Source organism: Mycobacterium sp. SMC-14 (assembly GCF_046250075.1).
Classification (GTDB): domain Bacteria; phylum Actinomycetota; class Actinomycetes; order Mycobacteriales; family Mycobacteriaceae; genus Mycobacterium.
This window is the reverse complement of the sequence record NZ_CP176429.1, coordinates 70,605-95,064: the sequence shown is the minus strand read 5'-3', so window position 1 is coordinate 95,064 and position 24,460 is coordinate 70,605. Positions and strand designations below refer to the sequence as shown.

Annotated in this window: 27 protein-coding genes; 16 read left to right on the top strand and 11 right to left on the bottom strand. The window is 66.4% G+C overall.

What is annotated here, in order from left to right:
• Nucleotides 1-88: 88 nt before the first annotated feature.
• Nucleotides 89-736, bottom strand: coding sequence for a TetR/AcrR family transcriptional regulator (locus tag ACKY0W_RS00470; protein WP_406759395.1), 648 nt, complete (start codon nucleotides 734-736; stop codon nucleotides 89-91).
• A 134-nt stretch (nucleotides 737-870) separates the two neighbouring features.
• Between ACKY0W_RS00470 and ACKY0W_RS00465 the strand changes: the two genes are divergently transcribed.
• Together ACKY0W_RS00465 and ACKY0W_RS00460 are read left to right on the top strand one after the other, a co-directional pair.
• Nucleotides 871-1,014, top strand: a complete 144-nt coding sequence (locus tag ACKY0W_RS00465) for a hypothetical protein (RefSeq protein ID WP_109470502.1) — start codon at nucleotides 871-873, stop codon at nucleotides 1,012-1,014.
• 83 nt (nucleotides 1,015-1,097) lie between these two features.
• Entirely contained in the window at nucleotides 1,098-1,934 is an 837-nt protein-coding gene (locus ACKY0W_RS00460) for a tyrosine-protein phosphatase (protein ID WP_409435935.1), read from the top strand.
• A 34-nt stretch (nucleotides 1,935-1,968) separates the two neighbouring features.
• Here ACKY0W_RS00460 and ACKY0W_RS00455 read toward each other — a convergent pair whose 3' ends face one another.
• From ACKY0W_RS00455 to ACKY0W_RS00445, 3 genes are all read right to left on the bottom strand, one after another.
• On the bottom strand, nucleotides 1,969-2,829 hold the full coding sequence (locus ACKY0W_RS00455) for an SDR family oxidoreductase (protein ID WP_406759397.1): 861 nt from the start codon (nucleotides 2,827-2,829) through the stop codon (nucleotides 1,969-1,971).
• A 126-nt stretch (nucleotides 2,830-2,955) separates the two neighbouring features.
• Nucleotides 2,956-3,894 (bottom strand): class I SAM-dependent methyltransferase, encoded by a 939-nt coding sequence (locus ACKY0W_RS00450; protein WP_409435934.1) that lies wholly within the window; start codon nucleotides 3,892-3,894, stop codon nucleotides 2,956-2,958.
• Between the two features lie 71 nt (nucleotides 3,895-3,965).
• The gene (locus ACKY0W_RS00445) at nucleotides 3,966-4,538 is read right to left on the bottom strand and encodes a TetR/AcrR family transcriptional regulator (protein WP_409435933.1); all 573 of its coding nucleotides are present in this window, start codon (nucleotides 4,536-4,538) and stop codon (nucleotides 3,966-3,968) included.
• 187 nt (nucleotides 4,539-4,725) lie between these two features.
• On the opposite strand from ACKY0W_RS00445, the gene ACKY0W_RS00440 reads away from it, so the two are divergent.
• The gene (locus tag ACKY0W_RS00440; RefSeq protein WP_406759400.1) at nucleotides 4,726-5,316 is read left to right on the top strand and encodes a TetR/AcrR family transcriptional regulator; all 591 of its coding nucleotides are present in this window, start codon (nucleotides 4,726-4,728) and stop codon (nucleotides 5,314-5,316) included.
• Here the strand turns inward: ACKY0W_RS00440 and ACKY0W_RS00435 are convergent.
• Complete coding sequence (locus ACKY0W_RS00435) at nucleotides 5,303-6,229, bottom strand: DNA-3-methyladenine glycosylase family protein (RefSeq protein WP_409437899.1); 927 nt, start codon at nucleotides 6,227-6,229, stop codon at nucleotides 5,303-5,305. The two genes, ACKY0W_RS00440 and ACKY0W_RS00435, sit on opposite strands and share 14 nt — an antisense overlap.
• 64 nt (nucleotides 6,230-6,293) lie before the next feature.
• Between ACKY0W_RS00435 and ACKY0W_RS00430 the strand changes: the two genes are divergently transcribed.
• Entirely contained in the window at nucleotides 6,294-6,683 is a 390-nt protein-coding gene (locus tag ACKY0W_RS00430; RefSeq protein WP_047320337.1) for a nuclear transport factor 2 family protein, read from the top strand.
• 11 nt (nucleotides 6,684-6,694) lie between these two features.
• Here the strand turns inward: ACKY0W_RS00430 and ACKY0W_RS00425 are convergent, their stop codons facing one another.
• From ACKY0W_RS00425 to ACKY0W_RS00415, 3 genes are read right to left on the bottom strand one after another with little or no spacing between them, the layout of a single operon-like run.
• A complete protein-coding gene (locus ACKY0W_RS00425; protein WP_409435932.1) occupies nucleotides 6,695-7,081 on the bottom strand; it encodes a DUF427 domain-containing protein in 387 nt (128 codons plus the stop codon).
• Nucleotides 7,078-8,088 carry an NAD-dependent epimerase/dehydratase family protein gene (locus tag ACKY0W_RS00420; RefSeq protein ID WP_409435931.1) on the bottom strand — a complete coding sequence of 337 codons (1,011 nt, stop codon included), beginning with the start codon at nucleotides 8,086-8,088 and terminating at the stop codon, nucleotides 7,078-7,080. Before ACKY0W_RS00420 ends, ACKY0W_RS00425 begins: the two co-directional genes overlap by 4 nt.
• Nucleotides 8,085-8,591, bottom strand: a complete 507-nt coding sequence (locus tag ACKY0W_RS00415; protein WP_409435930.1) for a nuclear transport factor 2 family protein — start codon at nucleotides 8,589-8,591, stop codon at nucleotides 8,085-8,087. The genes ACKY0W_RS00420 and ACKY0W_RS00415 overlap by 4 nt, the downstream gene beginning before the upstream one ends.
• 132 nt (nucleotides 8,592-8,723) lie before the next feature.
• Here ACKY0W_RS00415 and ACKY0W_RS00410 point away from each other — a divergent pair, with 132 nt between their 5' ends.
• The 6 genes from ACKY0W_RS00410 to msrA are packed head-to-tail and all read left to right on the top strand — an operon-like array spanning nucleotide 8,724 to nucleotide 13,562.
• Entirely contained in the window at nucleotides 8,724-9,263 is a 540-nt protein-coding gene (locus ACKY0W_RS00410; RefSeq protein ID WP_406759405.1) for a VOC family protein, read from the top strand.
• 11 nt (nucleotides 9,264-9,274) lie between these two features.
• Nucleotides 9,275-10,108: an enoyl-CoA hydratase/isomerase family protein gene (locus ACKY0W_RS00405; protein WP_409435929.1), complete on the top strand. Its 834-nt coding sequence runs from the start codon at nucleotides 9,275-9,277 to the stop codon at nucleotides 10,106-10,108.
• Nucleotides 10,105-10,743, top strand: coding sequence for a TetR/AcrR family transcriptional regulator (locus tag ACKY0W_RS00400; RefSeq protein WP_409435928.1), 639 nt, complete (start codon nucleotides 10,105-10,107; stop codon nucleotides 10,741-10,743). Before ACKY0W_RS00405 ends, ACKY0W_RS00400 begins: the two co-directional genes overlap by 4 nt.
• 16 nt (nucleotides 10,744-10,759) lie before the next feature.
• Nucleotides 10,760-11,872, top strand: a complete 1,113-nt coding sequence (locus ACKY0W_RS00395; protein WP_409435927.1) for an alpha/beta hydrolase — start codon at nucleotides 10,760-10,762, stop codon at nucleotides 11,870-11,872.
• Entirely contained in the window at nucleotides 11,872-13,038 is a 1,167-nt protein-coding gene (locus tag ACKY0W_RS00390) for a cytochrome P450 (protein WP_409435926.1), read from the top strand. Before ACKY0W_RS00395 ends, ACKY0W_RS00390 begins: the two co-directional genes overlap by 1 nt.
• Nucleotides 13,039-13,055: 17 nt before the next feature.
• Complete coding sequence (gene msrA, locus ACKY0W_RS00385) at nucleotides 13,056-13,562, top strand: peptide-methionine (S)-S-oxide reductase MsrA (RefSeq protein ID WP_409435925.1); 507 nt, start codon at nucleotides 13,056-13,058, stop codon at nucleotides 13,560-13,562.
• Between the two features lie 6 nt (nucleotides 13,563-13,568).
• Here msrA and ACKY0W_RS00380 read toward each other — a convergent pair whose 3' ends face one another.
• Nucleotides 13,569-14,918, bottom strand: a complete 1,350-nt coding sequence (locus tag ACKY0W_RS00380) for a cytochrome P450 (RefSeq protein WP_409435924.1) — start codon at nucleotides 14,916-14,918, stop codon at nucleotides 13,569-13,571.
• A 109-nt stretch (nucleotides 14,919-15,027) separates the two neighbouring features.
• Between ACKY0W_RS00380 and ACKY0W_RS00375 the strand changes: the two genes are divergently transcribed.
• Entirely contained in the window at nucleotides 15,028-15,636 is a 609-nt protein-coding gene (locus ACKY0W_RS00375; protein ID WP_409435923.1) for a TetR/AcrR family transcriptional regulator, read from the top strand.
• Between the two features lies 1 nt (nucleotide 15,637).
• On the opposite strand, the gene ACKY0W_RS00370 is transcribed toward ACKY0W_RS00375, so the two are convergent.
• Both ACKY0W_RS00370 and ACKY0W_RS00365 read right to left on the bottom strand, forming a co-directional pair.
• Entirely contained in the window at nucleotides 15,638-16,729 is a 1,092-nt protein-coding gene (locus ACKY0W_RS00370; RefSeq protein ID WP_409435922.1) for a fatty acid desaturase family protein, read from the bottom strand.
• A gap of 16 nt (nucleotides 16,730-16,745) precedes the next feature.
• The gene (locus ACKY0W_RS00365; RefSeq protein WP_409435921.1) at nucleotides 16,746-17,810 is read right to left on the bottom strand and encodes a ferredoxin reductase; all 1,065 of its coding nucleotides are present in this window, start codon (nucleotides 17,808-17,810) and stop codon (nucleotides 16,746-16,748) included.
• 69 nt (nucleotides 17,811-17,879) lie between these two features.
• Between ACKY0W_RS00365 and ACKY0W_RS00360 the strand changes: the two genes are divergently transcribed.
• The 5 genes from ACKY0W_RS00360 to ACKY0W_RS00340 all read left to right on the top strand — a co-directional run bounded on the left by ACKY0W_RS00360 (nucleotide 17,880) and on the right by ACKY0W_RS00340 (nucleotide 24,294).
• Nucleotides 17,880-18,578: a TetR family transcriptional regulator gene (locus ACKY0W_RS00360; RefSeq protein ID WP_406759415.1), complete on the top strand. Its 699-nt coding sequence runs from the start codon at nucleotides 17,880-17,882 to the stop codon at nucleotides 18,576-18,578.
• A 3-nt stretch (nucleotides 18,579-18,581) separates the two neighbouring features.
• Nucleotides 18,582-19,631, top strand: a complete 1,050-nt coding sequence (locus ACKY0W_RS00355) for a DUF4185 domain-containing protein (protein WP_409435920.1) — start codon at nucleotides 18,582-18,584, stop codon at nucleotides 19,629-19,631.
• Nucleotides 19,632-19,794: 163 nt separating this feature from the next.
• A complete protein-coding gene (locus tag ACKY0W_RS00350; RefSeq protein WP_409435919.1) occupies nucleotides 19,795-21,195 on the top strand; it encodes an alkaline phosphatase family protein in 1,401 nt (466 codons plus the stop codon).
• 53 nt (nucleotides 21,196-21,248) lie between these two features.
• Entirely contained in the window at nucleotides 21,249-22,697 is a 1,449-nt protein-coding gene (locus tag ACKY0W_RS00345; RefSeq protein WP_409435918.1) for an alkaline phosphatase family protein, read from the top strand.
• A gap of 163 nt (nucleotides 22,698-22,860) precedes the next feature.
• Nucleotides 22,861-24,294, top strand: a complete 1,434-nt coding sequence (locus tag ACKY0W_RS00340; RefSeq protein WP_409435917.1) for an alkaline phosphatase family protein — start codon at nucleotides 22,861-22,863, stop codon at nucleotides 24,292-24,294.
• Nucleotides 24,295-24,460 lie beyond the last annotated feature (166 nt).

Sequence of the window (24,460 nt, the reverse complement as noted above, 5' to 3'; positions counted from 1 at the left end):
CCAAGACCGGCTCCGGTGCATCCAGGCCGAACGCGCCTACAACCTTGCCCAGCGCGATAGGCCTCCCCCTTAGTGCAGGCCCGCGGTTCTACACACCCAGCGGGGACTCGACCCGGATCGTCTCGTCGCGGATCAGCCCGCGCAGCAGCGCCGTGCTGAACTCCGCGGCGATCTCCTTGGCGCTGCGCCGGCCGCTGGGCCGCAACCAGCGGTAGGCCCCCAGCGTCATACCGATATAGCCCAGCGCCAGCACGTGCGAGTCGCACGGGTAGAACTCGCCGCTGGCGATACCGCGATCGATCAGGCCATGCACATGCTCGTAGACCTGGGCCTCCTTCTCCCGGATCTCGGCGACCTGTTCCTCGGTGAACCACTCGGTGATGTAGGGCTGCTCCTGGAAGTAGACCGCCGCGCCCTCGGGATTGACCGCGATCTGGTCGAGCAGGCGCACGGTGTACTGGTACAGCGCCTCACGTGCGGTCCAAGACGGGTCGTCGTGGACGGCCGCCAGCGTCCGTTCCGCGGCCTGCTGGTAAATGTCATAGAGGATCAACGACTTGCTGGCGTAATAGTGGTAGACCGTCGCCTTGTTCAGCCCCACCACGTCAGCGACGTCGTCCATGCGGGTGCCGTGGTAGCCGCGGGCCGCGAACAACTTGGTAGCGACCGCGAGCAGCTCCTCGCGACGAGATGGGGTCTGGGACGATCCCCCCGGCGTAGCCTTGCCGTTTGCCATGTCCACTCACTCTTCGGCCAGGCCGGTGTCATCGGCGCGTCAATCAACTGGTTGGAAGGATTCTAGGCAGTCCGCTGTTGCGGCGTTGACGGGCCGACTAAACTGGTGGAAATCCAAACTAAGGGGTTGACGACATGGGTCCTGGTTACGGTTACGATCCGAATCCGGATTACGAGCTGAGCGACGAGGCCGAGTTCTTCTTCAAGTACCTGACTTGGGGCCTTCGTGGCGTCGAAAGCGGTGGCGGCTACCCCCCGCAGAACTACCCGCCGGTCTAAACCGCCACAACGAACCGCTACAGACGGCCCCTGATCCGCCCGGATCGGGGGCCGTTTCACGTCTGATCGGCCAAGCCGCCGGCATGGTGTCCTATCGTGGCCGGGTGACCTCCCAGCCGAATCTGCCCGGGGCGTGGAATTTTCGCGACGTCTCCGAGACCACCGGCGCGCTGCGCCCCGGCCGGTTGTTCCGGTCCAGCGAACTGAGTCGCCTTGAGGACCGGGGCCGCGAAGAACTGCTGCGACTCGGGGTGGCCGACGTGGCCGACCTACGATCACCGCGCGAAGTCACGCGCCGGGGACCGGGGCTGGTGCCCGCCGGCGTGGGCATCCACCTGCTGCCCTTTCCGGATCTGGCCGGTGACCAATCACCGGACAGCTCGGCTCCGCACGAGGACGCGTTCCGCAACATGATGGCCGAGAAGCCCGACGAGGATTCCGCCGCCGACGTCGCCGCCCGCTACATGCTCGAGGAGTACGAGCGCTTCCCCACCCTCGCCGGGTCCCGCCGGGCGGTGCAGCGGGTGGTGTCACTGCTGGCAGAAGGTCGGCCGGTGCTGGCGCACTGCTTCGCCGGTAAGGACCGCACCGGATTCGTGGTCGCGGTGGTCCTGCGAGCGGCCGGGGTCGACCGCGACGCTGTCATCGAGGACTACCTGCGCAGCAACACCGCGGTGCCGGTGCTGCGAGACCGGATCATGGAGATGATCCGATCCCGGCCCGAGGCTGAGATCACCCCTGAGGTGCTGACCTTCACCGAAGCGCGGCTCTCCGACGAGGTGCTCGGTGTGCGCGCTGACTATCTGGATGCCGCCGAACGCTCGATCGAGGAGAACTTCGGCTCGCTCGACGGGTTCCTGCGGGCCGCTGGGGTCACCGACACCGACCGCGACGGGCTGCGCGGCGCGCTGCTCGGCTAAAAGCAGCGCGCCGCGTCCCGAACCTGACCCGCTGTTACAGCGAGAAGCTGGCCGACTTGGCCGCCGAAAGGTCGGCGATCGTCGACCACTGCGCCGCGATCTCGTCGACCGACGGCGGGTTCTCGAAGGTGGCGCCGGCGTTCTCGAACAGCGCGGTCCGCTGTACCTTGCCGCCGCCGGCGATGAAGACCGAGCCGGTCTCGGCGACCTCTTCGGTGCACAGGTAGGCCACCACCGGTGCGACGTACTCGGGCTTGAGCTTGGCCAGCACCTCCGGCGGCAGGATGTCCTCGGTCATCCGGGTCGCCGCGATGGGGGCGATCGCGTTGGCCTTGATGTTGTACTTGGCGCCCTCGATGGCCAGCGTGTTGATCATGCCGACCAGGCCGAGCTTGGCCGCACCGTAGTTGGCCTGCCCGAAGTTGCCGAACAGTCCGCTGGTGGAGGTGGCGACAACCACGCGGCCGTAGCTCTGCTCACGGAAGTGCGGCCACGCCGCGCGCACCACGTTGTATCCGCCGTAGAGGTGCACCTGCAGCACGGCGTCCCAGTTCTCCGACGTCATCTTGTGGAAGGTGCCGTCGCGCAGGATGCCGGCGTTGCTGACGACGCCGTCGATCTTCCCGAACTCGTCGACCGCAGTCTTGATGATGTTGGCCGCGCCCTCGGCGTCGGCGACGCTGTCGTAGTTGGCGACGGCCCGGCCGCCGGCCTCTTTGATCTCAGTGACTACCTGGTCGGCCATGTTGTGCCCGGCACCCGTGCCGTCGCGGGCACCACCGAGATCGTTGACCACCACACAGGCCCCCTCGCGGGCCAAGGTCAGGGCGTACTCACGGCCCAACCCACCACCGGCTCCGGTGACGACGACAACACGATCCTGCACTCCGGACATCAGTTTCCTTCCTCGATTCGATCGCCACGCTAGAACAGACCTAGATAAGGCCTAGCGCCAACTTCCAGGCCTTCTCTGTATACGGGGGATGAATCGAGTCCGCCATGTCGGGTCGGGTCTGCCGAGTCAGCCGCGCACCGCGGTGACGAACTCGGAGAACGCGTCCGCATCGTCGGTCACCGACACGTCCACCCAGCGATTCAGCCGGCGCATCTCGGCGGTGGAGGGCTGCGACGCGGCCTGCCAGCCATGCTCGTCGAGCCATCCCCGAACCGACGCGCGGTTCTCGTCCTGGTAGATCAGATCCTGGATGTCCAGGCTCTGCGTCAGGCCCATCGTCTCCGCGATCTTCTTGAACCGCTCCGCCATCTGCTGGCGCCGCTCATCGGAGCGGTGGTTGCCCGCGGTCTCCGCCGCGATCCGGCTCCCCGGGGCGCTGAGCGCGGTGATCTGGTCGAACAGCCGGTCCTGACCCTCGGCGGGCAGGTACATCAACAGTCCCTCGGCCAGCCACGCGGTCGGGGCCGCCGGATCGAAGCCGGCGGCGGTCAACGCCGCCGGCCAGTCCTGCCGCAGGTCGATGGCCACGGTGCGGCGCTCGGCCGCCGGCGTCACGTCGTTGGCCGCCATGGTCTGCTCCTTATAGGCCAAGACCTTCGGCTGGTCGATCTCATACACCGTGGTCCCGGCCGACCAGTCCAGCCGGTAGGCCCGCGAGTCCAGCCCGGACGCCAGGATCACCACCTGGCGGATGCCGGCAGCGACCGCGTCGGCGAAGAAGGCGTCGAAGAAATGCGTCCGGACCGCCTGGTAGTTGCGCATGTGGTGATACACCGCGGCGACCTCGGCGTCGATAGCCTCCACCTTGTCGACCAACGTGTCGTCGAGCAGCAACTCCCAGATCCCGGTGCCTGCCCCGGCGACCAGGAGTTTGGCGTACGGGTCGTTGATCAGCGGATCGGCGCTGGCGGTCTCGGACGCGCGGGCGGCGGCCACCATGACCGCCGTCGAGCCGACACTGGTGGCGATATCCCAGGTGTCATCGTGGGTACGGAGTGCGCTCATCGGTTTACCTCACTTGGTCGCGGCGGTGTCGCACGCGATACTACCGATGAAAGTTAGCCGGTCTATTAACTTTATCCGTCGGCTGGCTGACGCAACTGCCAGAGTTCCTGCGTCAACAGCGCCTGCAGCGTGGCGACCACCCGCGCCGACGCCGCTTGACTACCAACCAGCGACACATAGAACGCGATCCCCCACAACACGGCCAACAGCATCTCGGTCAGCTCGCCCACACTCGAGGTGGCGACCAACTCGCCCCGATCGATGGCCTCGGTGAGCGACTCTGTCAGAAACGCCCGCGGCGGGCCCTGGATGTCGCCGACCAACGACTTCAACGCCGGGTCGCGCTGAGCGTCGACCACAGCGGTGACCGCAAACGCCGCCACCGTACGGTCGTCTTCGCCGAGTTGGGTGAAAGACACCATGACGGACGAGATCTGCCCGACCAGGGTGGGCTCGGTGCGCGCCTGGTCGACAGCGTGCCCGAACAGGGTCTCAGCCTGCGTCAGGACCGCCTGATAGAGCAGTTGCTTGCTAGGAAAATAGTGGTTGATCGCCGGGCGGGTCAGCTTCGCCCGTTCCGCTATCGCCTGAAACGTCGTTGCGTGATAGCCGAATTCGCCAAACACCCCGCTGGCAGCGGTCACGATGCGTTCCCTAGTCACGCCAGACCGCGCCCCGCGGGGGCGCCCCACCCTGCGAAATGCCGCATCCCGCACTGGACAAGTGTGGCACGGCATAGCTTCCAACCCCAGAAAAATCGTAATTAGGAAGATTCACTTAAGACTCAGCCGTGCTGTATGCCAACGGCGTCCAGCGAACTAAAGTCGACTTATGGGCGCGGTTCTCTCCCGTCAGGCGTACTTCGAGACAGGTTTCGAAGTGCTGTCCGAATTGGGCTACGGCGGCCTCAAGCTCGCCGAAGTCTGCAACCGGCTCGGCGTGACGACGGGCTCGTTCTATCACTACTTCACCAGCTGGCCGGTTTACACCCGTGACCTGGTTCAACACTGGCTGGATGAGCGCACGCTCCAGCACGTGGAGTTCGTCCGAGCGATACCCGACCCCCGGCAGCGCCTCGACAGCCTGATCCAGATCGGCCTGACCCTGCCGCACGGGGCCGAAGCCTCGATCCGCGCCTGGAGCTCGGCGGACGCCCGGGTGCATGCGGTGCAGGCCCAAGTGGATCAGCAACGCTTCGACATTCTCTTCGAATCGGCGCTGGAAGTCCTCGACGACAAGCGGCAGGCGCAACTGTTCGCAAACTGGGCGATCTATCTGCTGATCGGTTACGAGCAGGCCCTGCTGCCGCGCGACACCTCCACATTCGAGTGGATCGCCGGCCAGTTGCTCGATGCGCTCGACTCCGGACGGTTTGCCACGGCGACCGACGACCCTCCCGGCGAGCCGTCTACAGCGAGCTGATCCGCTGCAGTGCCAGGCGCGGCCCCCGTCGTTTGCTGACAGCGAGCCCGCTTTCGATCAGCAACCTCGTCACCCGGTGCCGGTGTGGCCGCATCGGCTCCAACAGTTCGACCATGGCGTCGTCGGTGAAAGACGCGTCGAGCGGGAGGCCGAGCAGCGTGCGGCCGATCATCGTCGCAAGGTGGTAGTCGCCGACCGACAACGCGTCAGCATCACCGAACGCTCGCTGCGCAGTTTCGGCCGCGGTCCACTCGCCGACGCCGGGCAGCGACATCAGTGCCGCCCGGGCCTCTGCGGCGGGGCGCACCACCAACCGCTCCAGTGCGGTCGCCCGACTCGCGCAACCGACGATGGTGCGGGCCCGCCCACCATCGACGTTGGCCCGATGAAACTTCCACGACGGGATGGTCCGCCAGGTCTGCGCCGACGGCGGCACCCGCATTCGCGACGGCGCCGGACCGGGGGCCGGCGTGCCGAACTCGGTGACCAGCAGCCGCCAGGCCCGAAAGGCATCGGCGCCCGGCACCCGCTGCTCGAGCACGGCCGGGATGAGCGACTCGAGAACCAGACCGGTGCGCCCGAGCCGCAGGTGCGGCACGCGCCGGTAGGCGGCGGCCACCGTCGGCTCGGTGGGCGCGAAGTCGGTCGCGTCGTCGTGGACCCCCAGCAAGGCCGGCGCCTGGTCGAGAAACTCCGCGGCGCCGGCGCCCCAAGCCGTGCAGTCCACCGCGTCGGGGGCCACCTGCACGATGCGCGCCGTCACCGGCCCGCTGGACATCAGGCTGGTACGCCAGGTGGCGCCGTCGACGACCTGCAGGCACGGGTCACCCGGCCCGCGGCGCAGTGGGCCCAGGGTCAGCGCGGGGCTGGCAGGGCCGGGAAAAGCGACGGTACGACAAAGCGAATTACTGATGACGCGATCATAAGGATCGCTTGTCGTCGTTGACCGCTCCGCGCTGCCCGGTCACGATGGACAAATGGCCACCCCGTTCGATGACCCGCAGGCGGAATTGGCGTGGATGTTTCTCCAGGGCATCTGCGGCGACGACGACCTGGACGACATTTTTGCGCTGGTCAGCGACGACTTCACCTGGTGGAGCATCCTGACCCGCCAGGCCGTCGACAAGGATGAGCTGCGGCTGGAAGTCGAGCAGCGCCGCCTCGGCTTGCGGATCAACCTAGAGCTGGTCCGGTGCATCAACGAACACGAGACCGTGGTGATCGAGGCGCTGGGTGACTGTCATGCCGCCGACGGTTCGCACTATGACAGCCCGCTGGCGTACATCGTCGACACCCAAGACGGACGGATCGTCTCGGTTCGCGAATACACCGACACCCGGTTCGCCGGGCAATTGTTGGGGCTTTAGCGAAGCTCTGGCTAGCCTGCGGCTTCGGCGACGCTGATGTCGGCCTTGTCGGGGTAGAACGCAACGTGGCCGGCGATCGGCGCAACCGCCGCAAAAGGCTGCTCGTAGGTCCAGATCGCGTCGGCGACAGTCTCGCCCGCCGCGGTGGTGACGCTGTAGTAGGCGGCATCGCCCTTGAACGGACAGTAGCTGGCGGTCTGGGTGCGGGTCAGCAGATCGGTCTTGACATCAGCCAGCGGAATGTATTGCACCGCAGGGTGATTCGATTCCTGCAGAGTGAGCGCGTTCGCGCTGTCGGCAATGATCTCGCCGGCGATCCGCACTGTGACCTGCCGTCCGGTCGGGGTCACGGTGATCGGGTACTCGGGAGTCGGGATGTGAATCGGTCGTTGGTTCATGCGGGGGTACCTCGCTTTTTGGCGTCGCGCAGTTTCATCCAGAAACGCGCCGCCTCCCGGATCGATTCCTCAACCGGTCGTGGCTGCCAACCGAGCTCGCGCACCGCCTTGCTGTGATCGACCGGCGCTTCGGCGCGCATCATCTGCACCGACTTCAGGCTCAGCTCGGCATCCTTGCCGGTCAGGCTCGCCCGCAGGCTGCCCAGCGCGCCCAGTGCATACAGTGCCGGCACCGAGATCGAACGCGACGGCGCGGGCATACCGGCTTCGTCGGCCGCGATCTTGACCACGTCCTGCAGCTGGATCAACCGTTCGGAAATCAGGTAGCGCTGGCCGTTGCGTCCACGGTCGGCGGCCAGGATCATCGCGCGGGCGGCGTCGTCGACCCCGACCACCTCCAGCTCGATCCCTTTCATCAGGAACGGCAGCTTGCCGAATGCCGCCCCGGCAATGAACGCACCGTGCGGGGTCCGGCCCCAATCCCCGTCGCCGTAGGTGGTGGACACACACATCGCGACCGCGGGCAGGCCGGATTCGGCGCTGCGCAGCACCAGCTCCTCGGCCTGCACCCGGGACTGGACATAGGGGGTGAGTCCGCGCGGGTTGATGATGTCGTCCTCGGTGGCGACATGCCCGCGGCGCCGTCCCACCGTCGCGTAGCTGCTGGTGAACACGAATCGGCGCAGGTCGGCATCTTTGGCCACTGCCAGGACGTTTCGGGTGCCCTCGACGTTGGTGTGGAACAACGGGCTCGGGTCGCGCAGCCACGCGCGGGTGTCCACCACGCAGTAATAGACGTCGTCGCAGCCCGCCATCGCCTCGGCCAGGGTGGCGGAGTCGAAGATGTCGCCGTGGAACCGAGTGACGTCGAGGTGGTCGATGGCGATGGTGTTGGCGTTCGGACGCACCATCACCCGTACGTCTTCTCCGGCGTCGACGAGCTGGCGGGTGACGTGCGAACCCAGGAACCCGTTGGCTCCGATGACGAGTTTGGGCTTGCGGCTCACGCCTTGCCCCCGAACTGCTGCATCCAGGCGGCTGCCTCGTCGTCCAGGGTGCCGAGCTCCTGGGCTTTGCGGCACCACTTCATGCTCGCGGCCACGAAGCGCAGCGGGTTGTAGATGTCCTCCTGGCGGGACCACAGGCCGTCGCCGGCGTAGGTGACGATCGAGATGTTGGTGGCGCTGATAATGGTGCCGTCGCCGGGGTCGCGCATGGGGTTGTCCAGTTCGCAGATAACGCGCCCGCTCTCCTCGTCGATGACCGTCCACAGTGCCGGGAACTCGGTCATGTAGCTGCCCGGGAACGTCGACATGGTCTTGCGGATCCAGCTGCGCACCTCGTCACGGCCGTGCATGGTGCCCATCGCATGCTCGACGTATTCGACGTCGGGGGTGTAGTGCGCCACCCAGGCATCCCAGTCCTTGGTTTCGGCGGCGCGGGCGACGGTCTGCTCGAACACGTCGAATGCGGCCGCCAGTTCTGCGCGGCTGAACTGCGGTTTCGTCATGCCAAGAACTAGAACACGTTCTAGCGGGGTTGTCGAGGGTCCGCGCCCAGAATCGAATCTGGGTTTATATTCAGGAAAATGCTACGGTGACGCCGTCGGCCCAGCGCGGGCCGTGAGGAGGTTCGGTAGCCAGTGACATCCCCCAAGCCCGCCGTCGGTCTGCACCACGCCGCCTACGCCTGCGCCGACCTGGAGGCCACCAACCACTTCTACGAAGACCTGCTGGGATTGCCGCTGGTGCACACCGAAGTCGAGCACCTGCAGGAGGGCTACTTCCGGCATGTGTTCTACGACCTCGGCGACGGCTCGTGCATCGCGTTCTTCGACCTGCACGGCGTCGGGGAGAAACCCGACTGGTCCAGCTCGTTGTCACGCCCGAATGGACTGCCGGTGTGGGTGAACCACTTCGCCTTCCGGGCCACCGAGGAGAAGCAGAACGAAGTCCGGGCGCGGATGGACGCCGCCGGCATCAAGGCGCTGATGGACGTCGACCACGGCTGGTGCCACTCGCTGTACTACCTGGACCCCAACGGCATCATGATCGAGCTGTGCCGCGACACCCCTGGGTTCGAACCCGATCCGGAGAAGGCGCACGCCCTGCTGAACAGCACCGAGCGCGCCGCTGACCCCAAGGTGGTCACGTCGAAGACGACCACCACCCAGCTCGGCTGAGCCTGGCACTCATGGGTCTCGGTTCCCTGACGTCGCTCACCGTCGACCAGGACGGCCCGGTGGTCCGGGTGCGCATCGGCCACGGCGAGATCAACCTGATGGACGCCACCATGATGGGCGACCTGTGGCGCCTGGTGAACTGGCTGCGGTCGCCGGCCGGAAGCGACGTCCGCGTGGTGGTACTGGAAAGCACCAACCCCGACTTCTTCATCGCCCACGTGGACCTGGCGCTGCTGGCCGCCTCGGTCGACGACACCGAGGCTGCCGTCGGCTCGTTTCAGAACCTGGTCGGGGCCTTCCGGGCGCTGGACCAAGTCACCATCGGGGTGGTCGCCGGGCGGGTTGCCGGCGGTGGGATGGAGCTGCTGGTAAACCTCGATCTGCGGTTCGCGGTCACCGGCCGGGCGGTGTTCAACCAGGTCGAGACCGGAATCGGGGTCATCCCGGCCGGTTCGGGTCCGCAGCATCTGCTTCACCTGCTGGGCCGCGGCCGGGCACTGGAGGTCATCCTCGCTCACGACGACCTCGATGCCGATCTCGCCGAACGCTACGGGCTGGTCAACCGGGCGCTGGACGCGGACGCCGTCGGACCCTTCCTGGACCGGCTGGTGAAGCGCATCGCAACGGTGCCGCTGGCCGACATCGCCGATGTCAAGGCCACGCTGGCCGCCCCGGACGTCGCCGCGGGTCTGGCGGTGGAACGCTCCGCGTTCGCCCAGATGCTGGGACGCGGTGCGGCGCTTCCGAAGATGGAACGCTTTCTGGCCGCGGGTGGCCAGACGCCCGATGGCGAACGTCGACTGGCTGATCTGGTGGCCGACCTGGACCGGATGGAACCGGCGTGACGTCCGCGGACGGGACTGCCGGCCGCCCCACCGTCCGGGGCCGCGACACCCAGGCTCGCCTGGAACGGGCGGCCCGCGAGGTGATCGCCCGCAAGGGGTTTTTCAAGACGACGATCACCGACATCACCTCTGCCGCCAAACGCTCTCCGGCGTCGTTCTACCACTACTTCGGCTCCAAGGAAGAGTTGCTGGCGTCGCTGGCCGAGGACTTCCGGGCCATGGCCCGCAGCCGTGCGGTGCAGGCCCTGCACCCGGGGCAGGATCTGCGGGACATCATCCAGGAGTCCGTGCGTGCGCACTGGGACACCTACCGCGAGCATCTCGGGGTCATGGTCGGGGTGTTCCAGCTGGCGATGATCGACGACGCGTTCGCCCAGCGCTGGCGGGAGATGTGCGCCGACGCCATCGACTGGGTGGCGCAGACGGTGCGAATGGCTCAACGCCAGGGCTATTCGACCGACGCGGACCCGGAGCTGGTCGGATCGGCCATCGTCGCCATGCTCAACCACTTCACCTATGTCTGGCTGGTGGCCGGCGGCGACGTCGCGGGCCGCGAACTGGACGAAGAAGCAGCGATCAAGACGCTCACCGATACCTGGTATCGCTCGGTGAGTTGGCGCGATCAGGGTTCATGATCAAAGGAGCAATGCAGTGGCCGTAACCCGCGAATTCGTTTCGCTCACTTCGGCATCGGCGGGCGTGAACCCCGCCGGTTACCATCCGGCTCAGGGGCTGTACTGGACACCGGCCGGCGTGAAGCCGAAGGTGGCGGTGATCGCCAGCCACTACAACGTGGACTTCGCCGAGCACTACCTGGCGCCGCTCATCGCCGAACGCGGGTACGGCTTCTTGGGTTGGAACACCCGGTACCGCAGCGGTGAGTCGTTGTTCCTGCTCGAGCACGCACTGCTCGATATCGCGGCCGGGGTGCAATGGCTGCGCGAACAGGCCGGCGTCGAGACCATCGTCCTGCTCGGCAACTCCGGCGGTGGATCGTTGATGGCCGCCTACCAGTCGCAGTCCGTCGACCCGCACATCACAGGAGTCGGCGGCGGCCCAGTGCCCGATGCGGTCAACACGCTGCCGCCGGGCGACCTGTACGTGTCGACCCAGGCACACGCCGGGCGCCCGGAGGTGCTGACCGCGTGGATGGACCCGTCGGTGACCGACGAGACCGACCCGCTGTCCTGCGATCCCTCGCTGGACATGTACGCCGAGCAGAACGCGCCGCCCTACACCCCGGAATTCATCGCCCGCTACCGCCAGGCCCAGCGTGACCGCAATGACCGGATCACCGCCTGGGCGCAGGCGGAGCTGAAGCGGCTCAAGGCCGGCGGCACCTACGACCGGTCCTTCTCGGTGCATCGGGTGTGGGCCGACCCGCGCTACCTCGACGCCTCGCTCGACCCGTCGGACCGCCCGCTGAACTCCTGCTACCTGGGTGACCCGCGGCGCGCCAACCGCGCGCCGTACAACATCGCCGCGCACTGCACGCTGCGGACCTGGCTGTCCATGTGGAGCCTGCAGACGTCGTTCTGTCAGGGCGCTCCGCACCTGGGCCGGATCACGTTGCCCTCGTTGGTGATCCAGGGCACGGCGGACACCGGTGTCTTTCCCAGCGACGCGCACCACATCCACGACTCGCTGGCCAGCACCGACAAGCAGCTCCATTTCATCCCCGGCGATCACTACCTGGAGCAGCCGACGGACAGCCGCACGATCTGCGCGGATCTGGTGGCGTCCTGGATCGCCGAACGCACCTGATGAGCTCGCTCGACTTCGACTTCCGCGACCCGGAGCTGCACGTCGATCCGCTGACGTATCAGCGACGGTTTGCCGAAGCCGAACCGGTGCACCGCAACAGCCAGGGACTGTGGGTGCTGACCCGCTACGCCGACGTGCTGGCGATGCTGCGCGACGAGCGGGTCAGCACCGACCGGCGAAACCTCTACCGCAGCAAGCTCGATACGGGTCGCCCGTATCTGACTCACGTGGAACACAACCTGTTCTACCGCTCCGGTGACGATCACCGCCGGCTGCGGGCCCCGCTGTCCCGGGCGTTCACGCCGCGGGCGCTGGCCTCCTTCGAAGCTGAAGTCGCCGCCCGGGCCCGGTCTTTGGCCGCCGGGCTGGACGCGGAAGGCTTCGACCTGGTGGCCGAGTTCGCCAAGCCATTGCCGCTGGGGGCGATCGCCACGCTGCTGGGGGTGCCCGACAGCGAACTGGACAACCTGGCGACCTGGTCGATGGCGCTGATCGGGGCGCTGGAGCCGGCGGCATCTCGTGACGTGTTCGTCGCCGCGGACGACGCCGCCGCCGGGATGAAGGCGCTGCTCGCCGATCTGCTGGTGCTGCGCCGCGCCGATCCCGGCCACGACCTGCTGTCGGTGGTGGCCACCAGCGGACTGCCGGTGTCGGACGACGAGCTGCTGCACAACGCCATCTTCTTGCTGTCGGCCGGACACGACACCACCACAGCCGTGCTGACCGGAGCGGCCGCGCTGCTGATCGAGGAGAGCGGGCAACGCGGCCTGCTGGCCGATTCCCCGCACGCCGTCGACGAACTGGTCCGGATGATCAGCCCGGCCCTGATGATCTCCCGGGTGGCCGGCGCCCCGATCGAGATCGGCGACGCCGTGATCGACACCGGTGCCCCGATCCTGCTCGGGTTGGCGGCCGCCAACCGGGACCCGGCGGTGTTCCCCGACCCCGACCGGCTCGACCTGGCCCGGTCGCAGACCGGCCACCTGGGATTCGGGTTCGGTCCACATGTCTGCCTGGGCGCGCCGTTGGCCCGTATGCAGATCCGGCTGGGCCTGCTCGCCCTGTTCGACCGGTTCCCCGAGCTGACGGCGCAGGCGCCGCCGCACCGCGAGCCGAGCGCCGTGCTGACCAGCTATCGCTCCTATCGGCTGGCGGGCCACGGATAGCTGCGGATAATCGGGGCATGACCAATTACCAGAGAGCGATCCTGGCCGGCGGCTGCTTCTGGGGCATGCAGGACCTGATCCGCAAGCAGCCCGGCGTGGTGAGCACCCGAGTCGGCTACACCGGCGATCCCCATGTCCCGAACGCCACCTACCGCAATCACGGCACCCATGCCGAGGCCATCGAGATCACCTACGACCCCGCGGCTACCGACTACCGCAACCTGCTGGAGTTCTTCTTCGCCATCCACGACCCGACCACGCCTAACCGGCAGGGCAACGACGTCGGAACCAGTTACCGCTCGGCGATCTTCTACCTCGATGACGAGCAGCGCCAGATCGCGCTGGACACCATCGCCGACGTGGAGGCGTCCGGCCGCTGGCCGGGCAAGGTGGTGACCGAGGTCAGCCCCGCCGGTGACTTCTGGGAAGCCGAACCCGAGCATCAGGATTACCTGGAGCGCTTCCCGGGCGGGTACACCTGCCACTACATCCGACCGAACTGGCAGCTGCAGCCCCAGCGCTAGCCGGGATCAGTCCCGGCGGCGCACCGTGATCCGACCGCCCTGCTTGGGGGTGAAGGCCACGCCGCGGGAGTGGAACTTCTCCCCGGGCGCGGTGGTGGGCTCAATGGTCAAGCGCTCCAACACCGTCCGCAACACCACATCCATCTCCAAGTTGGCGAAGGTCGAGCCCGGGCAGCGCCGGGTGCCGCCGCCGTAGGGCATCCACTCGAACGCCGACGGGCTGCCGTCGATGTAGCGCTTGGGGTCGAATCCCTGCGGGTCATCGAACGCTGCGGGGTTCTGGTGGACCTGGTTGATCGCGACGATCACCGAATAGCCGCGCGGAATCACCCATTCGCCGATCTGGACACTGGGCGCGTAGACACGCCGTCCGGAGAAGTCGATCACGGTGCACACCCGCTGCACCTCGCGAATCGTGGCGCGCCGCAACGTGTTCCCACCCGCGTCCGCCTCGGCGGTCAGTTCGTCGAGCAGTTGTGGGTAGCGGCTCAGCCGCTCGAAGACCCAGGCCATGGTCGACGCCGTGGTCTCATGTCCGGCGGCCAGCAGGGTCAGCAGCTCGTCGCCGAGCTCCTGGCGGGTCATGGTCGTACCGTCTTCGTGGTTGCTACGCAGCAGCCGGGTCAGAACGTCGGATCGGTTCTCGAAATCAGGGTCGGCCCGCACATCGGCGATCAGCTTGTCCAGGATGACGTCATAGTGAGCACGCCACGCCTCCAGCCGGCCCCACGGGGTGAACCGGCCGTACTGGCGAATCGGAATCGGCAAAGCCGCCAGCCGAGAGCCCAGCGTCACCCACTTGGGCAGGATCGCCCGCAGCTGATCCAGCTCAGCGCCTTCGGCTCCAAAGATGGTCCGCAGGATGACGTTCAGGGTGATCCGGTTCATCGGACCGAAGGTCTCGAAGGACTTGCCGGTGGGCCAGCCGGCGATCTCGCGAAGAGTCTCCTGGACGATGATCTGCTCGTAGGCGCGCACGCTCTTGCCGTGGAACGGTGGGCTCAGCAAGTTGCGCCGGCGCCGATGCGCCGCACCGTCGAGGGCGAACACCGAACCCTTGCCGAGGATCCGCGACAGGTTGGGCTGGATGTTGCCCAGATCTTCGGGGTTGGTCAGCATGATCTGCCGAGCCAGCTCTGGGTCGGTGACGATGACGGTCGGCCCGAACATCGGGACCTGGACCGTGAAGGCGGCGCCGCATTTACGGGTCAGGCGTTGCAGCGCCCGGCGCCGGGCCAGGATGAACAGCAGGCCGGCCGCCAGCTTGGACCCACGCGCGCCGGGCGGCAGGTTGATCGCCGGTGAATCCGAAGTCTTGACGGTGTCCGCGGCCGTGCTGGCAACCGTGTGGGTCATGCGACGCCTCCCGACGTGGTCTTTGGTACCACTGCGTACCAATGCTTGCGGGAAACGGTACTCTTAAGTACCAACAAGTGGCAAGGCTTACGCGCAGGGAGGTGCGGCGATGACAGTGCCTGCGATCGATACCCCGGCGGCCAATGCCGCCGACCCCTACCGGCACCGATTGCTCGACGGGCTGGCCGATTCGATCGCCGAGCGCGGCTACCGGGCCAGCACCGTCGCCGAGATCGTGCGCGCGGCCCGCACCTCCAAACGCACCTTCTATGACCACTTCGCCAGCAAGGAAGAGTGCCTGCTCGAGCTGCTGCGGGTGGACAACGAGGAGTTGGCGCTGCGAATCCGGACCGAGGTGGATCCCCAGGCCGATTGGCAGGTCCAGATCCGCCAGGCGGTACAGGCCTACGTCGCCCAGATCCGATCCCGGCCGGCGATCACGCTGAGCTGGATCCGTGACATGCCGTCACTCGGCGAGGTGGCACGGCCGGCCCAGCGCCGCGGCCTAGAGCTGATGTCGAACCTGCTGATCGAGCTCAGCGGCAGTCCGGGGTTTCGCCGCGCGAATCTGCCGGCGTTGAGTCCGGCGCTGGCGGTGATTCTGCTGGGCGGCCTGCGCGAGCTGACTGCGCTCGCCGTCGAGGACGGTGCCGACATCGGCGTCATCACCGAGCCGGCCGTCGATGCGTCGATCGCGCTGCTGGGCCCCCGGGCCTGACTCAGTTCCAGGGCAACGCCAGTTTGCAGATCTTGCGGACCACGGTGCCGAACTGCTTGAGCAGCGGGCCGGTGTTGTACGGCACGCCATAGCGCTCGCAGATCTCGCGCACCTGCGGGGCGATCTCGGCGTACCGGTGTGCCGGCAGGTCGGGGAACAGGTGGTGTTCCACCTGGAATGACAGGTTGCCGCTGAAGATGTGGAACCACTTGCCGCCGGTCAGGTTCGCCGAGCCGAGGATCTGGCGGTAGTACCACATGCCACGGGACTCGTTCTCGGTCTCTTCGACAGTGAACTCCTGCGTGCCGTCAGGGAAATGCCCGCAGAAGATGATCGTGTAGGACCACACGTTGCGCATCAGGTTGGCGGTCACGTTGCCGGCGAACACCAGTGGCGCGAACGGGCCGGCCAGCAGCGGGAAGGCGACATAGTCCTTGAGGGTCTGCCGACGTACCTTCTGCCACGTCTCGAGCAGCATCTCCTTCTTGTCGGCGAAACCGATCTCGCCGGCCCGGATGCGCTCGGTCTCCAGCTCGTGCACCGCCACGCCGTACTGGAACAGCACCATCAGCAGGAAGGCGTAGAGCGGGTTGCCCAAGAAGTAGGGCTCCCACGGCTGCTTCTCGCTCATCCGCAGGATGCCGTAGCCCACATCGCGGTCCATGCCGACGATGTTGGTGTGGGTGTGGTGCATGTAGTTGTGCGAGTGCCGCCACTGGTCAGCCGGGCAGGCGTTGTCCCACTCGAAATCCCTGCCGTACAACGCCGGTTCGCCCATCCAGTCGTACTGGCCGTGCATGACGTTGTGGCCGATCTCCATGTTGTCGAGGATCTTCGACAGACCCAGCATCACGGTGCCGGCCAGCCAGGCCGGCGGGATGATGCTGAAGAAGAGCAGGGCGCGACCACCGACCTCCAAGGTGCGCTGCGCCTTGATGATCCGATGGATGTAGTCGGCGTCGCGCTCGCCGAGGTCGTCGAGGACACGCTGACGGAGGGCGTCGAGTTCGGCGCCGAATGCATCGAGGTTCGCCGGCAGGTCGACGCGCGGGGCTTCGAGGACTTCGGTCGCTTCGAGAACTGGTGCGGACATGGTTGGCTCCTTGGTTTTAAAGGTCGATTTCGACGTCGCCGACGGGCACGGAGACGCAGATCTGGATGTCTTCGCTCTCGGCGGTGGAGATCGCGCCGGTGATCAGGTTTCGCACCGCGCCACCGGTCTTGCGGCAGGTGCAGCTGTGGCAGATGCCCATCCGGCATCCGCTGATCGGTTGCAGGCCGGCCGCTTCGGCCTGCTCCAGCAGAGTCCGGCCGTCGTCGACCACCGAGACGGTGCTGCCGAGGAAGCTCACCTGCCCACCGGACGGGTCGGCCGGAACCGTGAAGACCGGGGGCACGAAGCTCTCTGAGATCGCATCGGGGCAGTGCTCGCGTACGGCCGCCACCAGCGCCGGCGGCCCGCACACATACACCGCTTCCGGGTTCGGCATGGCTGCCGCAAGATGCTCGGCGTCGAAGTAGCCCTGCAGGTCGCCATCGTCGGGGGTGCGGGTGTAGCCGTGCAGCACCTGAACTCGCGGCATGGCGGCGAGCTCGTCGTGGTAACAGGCCTCTTCGCGGCTGCGGGCGTAGTGGATGAAGGTCACCCGGCCCGCGTATTGCTCGGCGGCCAGCGTGCGCAGCATCGACATCACCGGGGTGATACCGCTGCCACCGGAGATCAGCAGAATGCGGCGGGGGCGGATTGCCGGGAGCACGAAGTCGCCGCCGACGTTCTCCAGTCCGACGACCATGCCGGGCCGGGCGTTGCGATACAGGTGCTCGGAGACCAGGCCCCCTTCGTGACGGCCGATGGTGAGCTCGAGGAGCCGTTGGCCTTCGGCGCTTGCCGGCGAGTAGCACCGGGTGCGGCGGCGCCCGTCGATGTCCACGGACAGGTTGATGTGTTGGCCGGCTCGGAAACGGGGGAAGCAGCCGAACGCGTCGTTGGGTTCGAGAAGCAGAGTCACGCTGCGCGGGGTGGAGCGCCGGACCGCGACGACCCGGGCACGGGCGTCGTTGCGGGTCCACGTCGGCGACACCAGCTCGGTGTAGCGGTCGACCCCGTGGGGACCGGTGAGCAGGTCGACCAGGCTGGAGCCCAGTACCCGCCGCGTCAAAGTTTGAGTGAACATATGTACACAGTGAACACTTGTTTACGACGAGTCAAGGGCTATTTGCCCGCTGTGTTACGCTTCACAACAGTGAACAGTCGTACGCCGAATTCACGGTCCGGGCGCACGCGGCCGCCACGGCCCGAACGCACGCCCCGCCCCGAAAGGCCGGAGCGGGTTTCGCGCGAGGAACGCAAGGAAGCCACCCGCCGCGCCATCATCAACGCGGCGCTGACCCTGCTGGACGAACGCAGCTTCAGTGCGCTGAGCCTGCGCGAGGTGACGCGCGCCGCCCACATCGTTCCGGCCGCCTTCTACCGGCATTTCGAGTCGATGGATGCCCTGGGCCTGGTGCTTATCGACGAATCGTTTCGGGCGCTGCGCGAGACGCTGCGCGATGCCCGCACCGGCGGAGTGGACCCCAGCAGGGTGATCGAGTCCTCCGTGGAAGTCCTGGTCAACAGCGTGGCCTCCCGCCCCGAGTACTGGCGATTCATCAACCGGGAACGTTTCAGCGGGATGACCGTGCTGCGCTATGCGATCCGCACCGAGATCCGGCTGATCACCTCCGAGCTGGCCACGGATCTGGCGCGGTTTCCCGGGTTCAATGCTTGGAGCGCCGAGGATCTCAATGTCCTGGCGGGACTGTTCGTCAACGCGATGATCGTCACCGCGGAGGCCATCGAGGACGCCCCCGATGCCGAGACACTCGCCGAGATCAAACATGTTGCCGTCAAACAACTCCGGATGATCGCGGTCGCCGCCGGCGGCTGGCGCAGCAAGCCTTGAGCGGTGCACCCCGCCGCGCGGAACGCCCCCGGGAAGCTGGCCGACGTCACCGGCCCAGGCATCACCGACCGCTGGGGCGTGACGTGCGCAGACCTGGGCGCCTCCGTACTGGCTCCTAACGGCACCCTGGTGTCGGTGTTCGGCGACACCTTCGCCGGCGAGCGGGTCGGCCAGGGCGATTGGCGATCCCCGGTGATCCTGATCGGCACCGGCGATGCCCGGCACCGGGTGCGCTACCAACGAGCCGGCGGCACCGATGCGCACTACGCGCGCCAGCTGTGGCACTACCGACACCGCCAACCAGCATCACGGCTGGACCGCTCCGCCATCAGCACCGTGATCCCGTCGGATCTACTGCGGGTGGAGCAGATGCTTTACCTGCACGCGATCGTCAACCGCGGGTTCGGCAAGGTGGCCTGGACCGAGATCTGGCAATCGGCCGACAACGGAATCACCTGGCACAACATGGGGGCGCGGTTCCCCGCTCGGCTGCATCGCGGGTACGCCCAATGCTGGTCCTGGGACTACGACCCCGACGACGGCTGGGTGTACGTGGTCTCGACCGGGTTCCGGCGCGACAAGGGCGTCATCCTGCGAAGGGTTCGCCCGGCACACCTTGGCGACCCGAGCAAGTACTCCGGCTGGGGCTACCGCGGAGAGCGCCGGGCCTGGGGCAGAGCCCCGGTGCCCATCACCCCACCCGGTGAGACATGGGGCGAGCTGTCACTGCGACGCCTGGGCCCGCAGACCTGGGTTCTCGGCGGGTTCGAATCGTCGCGCTACGCCCTTGGCTATCGAGTGCTGGAGTCCCCTACCGCCGAACTGACCGGGGCCCCGCTGCAACGCCCGCTGCTTGGGAGTAGTTGGGACGACGAGGATCACGCGTCGGGTCGAGTCGCCCAGCTCTACGGCGGCTATGTGCTGCCCGGTTCCCGGGTGGATCGCACCGGCGAGGTGGGCCTGATGGTTTCGCAGTGGAACACCGCGCACGGCTGGCCGTACCGGGTGATGCAGTTTCGCGCGACGCTCCTCAGCGGCGAGAAGGTTCTCTAGTCCGGAGGTGCCGACACCTGCGCACCTGGACGGTTAACCGAGATTCCTCAGTAACTTTCTGGGTAAATGAGGGAAACTAGCCATAAAGCTGAGTTTTTCCTGGGGACCAGCTGCTAGGATTTCCGGCCAGTGGTCCGTGTAACTCCGGCGAGGGATATCGATCGTGACAAAGGTGAAGCAGTTTCTGTGCGGTGCGGCCGTCGCAAGCTTGGTTGCGGGAACGGGAGCGGCAGTAGGGACGCAGGTGGGCCTGTCCACGGTGACCGCCGACTGGATGCTTACCGCCGAGCACGTGTTGCTGATCGGCCTCGACGGCGTCAACCTCGCCAAGGTCCTGGAATACGCCTACAACGACGACAGCGGGTTCAAGACCGCAATGGACCAGGGCATCACCGGCACCGCAAGTCTGACCAACCACACCACACTCTCCGGGCCTTCGTGGTCGACGATCCTGACCGGCGTGTGGGACGACAAGCACGGGGTCTACAACAACCTGTTCCGGCCCGAGCCGTACAACGCGTGGCCGTCGGTGTTCAACCTGATCGAGTACAACAAGCCGGAGATCGACACCACGATCATCAGCAATTGGGAGTACCTCAACGAGCTGGCCGACTCCGGCCAATACCCGGTCGACAACAACGTGTTCGTCCCCGCCGGGGACAGTGCCGCCGACAGCGACGAGCAGGTCACCGCGCTCACCATCGCGCAGATTCTCGCTACCGCGGACAACCCCGACGACATCTCGAGTTTCCTGTTCTCCTACCAGTCCCAGGGAGACCACGCAGGGCACTCGTTCGCCAGTGGGTCGGACGAATATATGCAGGCCATCATCAATCTCGGTGCCAACATCCAGCAGATCCTGGCCGCGATCGCTCAGGTACAGGCGATCACCGGCGACGACTGGTCGATCATGATCACCACCGACCACGGCCACCAACAGAGTGTGACCCTTCCCGGGCTCAGCATCGGCCACGGCTTCCAATCACCCAATGAGACAACGTCGTTCGTCATCTTCGATCAAGCCGGAAATGATGCGACCGACGGCAGCCAGAACCTGAACTACTCGATCGCCGACATCACGCCGACCATCTTGTCGCTGTTCGGCATCCCGTTGCGCTCGGACTTCGACGGTGTCTCCATGGCGTTCGACCCGACCGTCCTGAACAGCCTGGTGGACCCCGTCGACCTCAAGCAGGCGCTGACCGACGCGATCGCGATGTACGGCTACCCGAACATCGGCAACGACATCACGCTGGCCATCCGGACTCTGGCCGGGTCCGTGCCGTACTTCCTCGACAAGTTCGTGGTCGGGATCGACACATTCCTGCAGGGGATCGTCGACAAGGACATCTTCCTGGTCAGCGGCCTGGCCGAGGTCGCCCAGCAGATCAACGAATTCTTCGGCGGTCTGACGGTGAACGTGACCAACACACTGGCAATGGGAGTCACGCATCTGCTCGGGTCGGGCGTGATCGCACCCGAAGACGCGCCGCTGCCGGCGCCGGGCAGCGCCGAGTTCACCGACCTATCTGCGCTGCTCGACCTCGAGGCCCTGCTGGGCTGATCGGCCGCAGCCGGCGGCGCCACACCCAACCACTTCAACGAGGAGACCCGACCGTGACGAAGGTAAAGCAGTTTCTGTGCGGTACGGCCGTCGCCAGCCTGGTTGCTGGAACGGGAGCCGCGGCAGTAGGGACGCAGCTGGGCCTGTCTGCCGTGACCGCCGAGTGGATGCTCGCCGCCGAACACGTGCTGCTGCTGGGCACCGACGGCACCAACCTGGACAAGATCCTGGAGTACGCCTACAACGACGACAGCGGCTTCAAGATGCTGATGGACCGGGGCATCACCGCGGCAACCACCATCGCCGGCCATATGACCATGTCCACACCGTCGTGGTCGACGATTCTCACCGGGGTGTGGGACGACAAGCACGGCGTGGTCAGCAACGTCTATCGGCCCGAGCCGTACACGACCTGGCCGTCGGTGTTCAACCTGATCGAGTACTTCAAGCCCGAGGTCGACACCACCGTGATCTCCGGCCGGGGCCTGTTCACCGAGATCGCCTCGACGGGCAACTACCCGGCCGACAACATCATCGGCATCTCCGGTGGCTCCACCTCCGCGGAGATGGATGCGCTGGTCACCCAGGAAACCATCGCCCGGATCCTGGCGACCACGAACAACCCGAACCTCGACACGTTCATGTTCTCCTACCAGTCGCAGGTCGACCATGCCGGGCACTCGTACGGCGGCGGCTCGGACGAGTACCGGGACGCCGTCATCAACGTCGGGGCCAACTGGAAGGAAATCCTGGAGGCCGTCGGCGCCGCCGAGGCGGCCACCGGTGACAAGTGGACGATCATCGCGGTCACCGACCACGGCCACCAGCAGAACCCAGACCTGTTCGGATTCAGCCTCGGCCACGGCTTCCAATCACCCAACGAGACGTCCAGCTTCGTCATGTTGTCGCTGGCCGGGAACGAAGCCCAGGCCGGCGGGCAGAGCCTGGCCTACCAGACCATCGACATCACCCCGACGATCTTGCAGGCCTTCGGCATCCCGATGCGCTCAGACTTCGACGGCACCCCGATGCAGCTCGACCCAGACCTGCTCAACAGTGTGGTGTTCCCCGCCGATCTCAAGCAGGCCCTCACCGACGCGATCCACAGCTACGGCTACCCGAACATCGGCATCGACGTCATGCTGAGCATCCGGGCGCTGGCGGGCGGGGCCGGCTACTTCCTGGAGAACTACGCGCTGCCGCCCATCCTGAACTACCTGCAGTCGATCGTCGACCAGGACATCTTCCTGATCAGCGGGCTCGCTGAGGGCGCACAGTGGGTGCTCAAGACCGTCGGCGGCGCCACGGCCGACGTACTCACCGATATCGGCAGGGTCGTCGCGTATTTCACCGGCGCGGGGGTCATCCCGCCGAACGACGCACCGCTGCCGCTGCCGGGAAGCGCCGAGTTCACCGGATCGCTGGAGGCCTTGCTGGCGGACCACGCCTCTGCCGCACCCGACCTGGACTCCTCCCTCGACGTGGATGCCCTGTTGGGCTGATACAGCTGCGCTGACGCGCGTCTCGTCAGGTGAAATAACACACTGGCCTCCTCAGCAACACCCTGCTCACATGAGTGATTTTGGGCAGAAAGCTGAGTTTTCGCTGGGTAACTGTTAGTCTTGCGCCCAATTGGCTGGCACAACTCGACGAGGGAATCCGATCGTGACAACAATCAAGAAGTTCCTCAGCGGTGTGGCCGTCGCCGGCCTGGTTGCCGGGACGGGTGCCGCCGTCGGGTCGCCGGTGGGGCTGTCCGCAACGACGGCCGACTGGCTCCTTGCCGCCCAGCATGTGCTGTTGATCGGCACCGACGGCACCAACCTCTCCAAGATCCTGGAGTACGCCTACAACGAGGACAGCGGTTTCAAAACCGCCATGGACCAGGGCATCACCGGAGCCACCAGCGAGGTCAACCACACCACGATCTCCGGCCCGTCGTGGTCGACGATCCTCACTGGCGTGTGGGACGACAAGCACGGTGTGATCAACAACGTGTTCGAGCCCGAGCCGTACGACAAGTGGCCGACGGTGTTCAACCTGCTCGAGTACCACGACCCGAACATCGAGACCTCGGTGATCGCCGACTGGGACTACATCAACGACATGGCCGCCGCGGGCGGTTACGGGGCCGACAACAACTTGTTCGTCCCGTTCCAGAACAGCTGGGCCGACACCGACGCAGAGGTCACGGCCCAGACCATCGCCCAGATCCTGGCGACCACGACCAACCCGAACGTCGACACCTTCACGTTCTCCTACCAGGTGCAGGTCGATGAGGCCGGACACGGGTTCGGTGGCGGATCCGAAGAGTACAAGCAGGCCGTCATCAATGTCGGCGACAACATTCAAGCGATCTTGGCCGCAGTGGCGCAGGCCAGGGCGGCCACCGGCGACGACTGGTCGATCATCATCACCACCGACCACGGCCACCAGCAGTCGCTGGGCTTCGGCCACGGCTTCCAATCGCCCAACGAGACTTCGCAGTTCGTCATCTTCGATCAGGCCGGCGATCACGCCACGGACGGCAGCCAGAATCTGAACTACACGATCGCCGACATCACGCCCACGATCCTGTCGTTGTTCGGCGCCCCGATGCGATCGGACTTCGACGGTGTCTCCATGGCGTTCGACCCGACCGTTTTGAACGGCCTCGTGGATCCGGTCGACCTCAAGCAGGCGCTCATCGACGCTATCGCGATGTTTGGCTACCCGAACATCGGCAACGACCTCGCCCTGGGCTTCCGTACCGTCGTCGCCACCATCCCGTACCTGCTCAACGGCGTGGTCACCGACATCGACAAGATGCTGCAGGGGATCGTCGACCAGGACATCTTCCTGATCAGCGGACTGGCCCAATTCGCCCAAGAGATCAACGACTTCTTCGGCGGTCTGTCGGTGGACGCGCTGCAATTGGTGGCACATGGCGTCGCCTACCTCACTGGCTCCGGGACCATCGAACCGACCGACCCGCCGCTGCCGCCCCCGGGAAGCTCCGAGGCCACCAGCATCGAGTCCCTGTTGGCCGACCACAGCTACTCGACTCCCGACCTCGGGGACTCCGGCCTGTCGGGGCTGCTCGACGCACTGGTGGGCTGACAGCTCTTCGCACGCCGACATGCCGCCAGGTCGTTGACCTGGCGGCATCGGTGTTTCGGCCGGAGACCGCACCAGCCGCGCCACTTCAGCGGTGCTGCGCTAACGTCGCGGCAGGTACCTCACCCGGCGGGGCCCGGACCCGTTCTCGATCCCTGTTGAACAAAGG

What these genes read in the sequence shown, in the direction of transcription:
- ACKY0W_RS00430 (WP_047320337.1), top strand. Translation starts at nt 6,294, where the DNA reads ATGGCCACCCCGTTCGATGACCCGCAGGCGGAATTGGCGTGGATGTTT.
- ACKY0W_RS00465 (WP_109470502.1), top strand. Translation starts at nt 871, where the DNA reads ATGGGTCCTGGTTACGGTTACGATCCGAATCCGGATTACGAGCTGAGC.
- ACKY0W_RS00460 (WP_409435935.1), top strand. Translation starts at nt 1,098, where the DNA reads ATGGTGTCCTATCGTGGCCGGGTGACCTCCCAGCCGAATCTGCCCGGG.
- ACKY0W_RS00450 (WP_409435934.1), bottom strand. Translation starts at nt 3,894, where the DNA reads ATGAGCGCACTCCGTACCCACGATGACACCTGGGATATCGCCACCAGT.
- ACKY0W_RS00375 (WP_409435923.1), top strand. Translation starts at nt 15,028, where the DNA reads ATGACAGTGCCTGCGATCGATACCCCGGCGGCCAATGCCGCCGACCCC.
- ACKY0W_RS00380 (WP_409435924.1), bottom strand. Translation starts at nt 14,918, where the DNA reads ATGACCCACACGGTTGCCAGCACGGCCGCGGACACCGTCAAGACTTCG.
- ACKY0W_RS00370 (WP_409435922.1), bottom strand. Translation starts at nt 16,729, where the DNA reads ATGTCCGCACCAGTTCTCGAAGCGACCGAAGTCCTCGAAGCCCCGCGC.
- ACKY0W_RS00405 (WP_409435929.1), top strand. Translation starts at nt 9,275, where the DNA reads ATGGGTCTCGGTTCCCTGACGTCGCTCACCGTCGACCAGGACGGCCCG.
- ACKY0W_RS00390 (WP_409435926.1), top strand. Translation starts at nt 11,872, where the DNA reads ATGAGCTCGCTCGACTTCGACTTCCGCGACCCGGAGCTGCACGTCGAT.
- ACKY0W_RS00365 (WP_409435921.1), bottom strand. Translation starts at nt 17,810, where the DNA reads ATGTTCACTCAAACTTTGACGCGGCGGGTACTGGGCTCCAGCCTGGTC.
- ACKY0W_RS00425 (WP_409435932.1), bottom strand. Translation starts at nt 7,081, where the DNA reads ATGAACCAACGACCGATTCACATCCCGACTCCCGAGTACCCGATCACC.
- ACKY0W_RS00440 (WP_406759400.1), top strand. Translation starts at nt 4,726, where the DNA reads ATGGGCGCGGTTCTCTCCCGTCAGGCGTACTTCGAGACAGGTTTCGAA.
- msrA (WP_409435925.1), top strand. Translation starts at nt 13,056, where the DNA reads ATGACCAATTACCAGAGAGCGATCCTGGCCGGCGGCTGCTTCTGGGGC.
- ACKY0W_RS00415 (WP_409435930.1), bottom strand. Translation starts at nt 8,591, where the DNA reads ATGACGAAACCGCAGTTCAGCCGCGCAGAACTGGCGGCCGCATTCGAC.
- ACKY0W_RS00470 (WP_406759395.1), bottom strand. Translation starts at nt 736, where the DNA reads ATGGCAAACGGCAAGGCTACGCCGGGGGGATCGTCCCAGACCCCATCT.
- ACKY0W_RS00455 (WP_406759397.1), bottom strand. Translation starts at nt 2,829, where the DNA reads ATGTCCGGAGTGCAGGATCGTGTTGTCGTCGTCACCGGAGCCGGTGGT.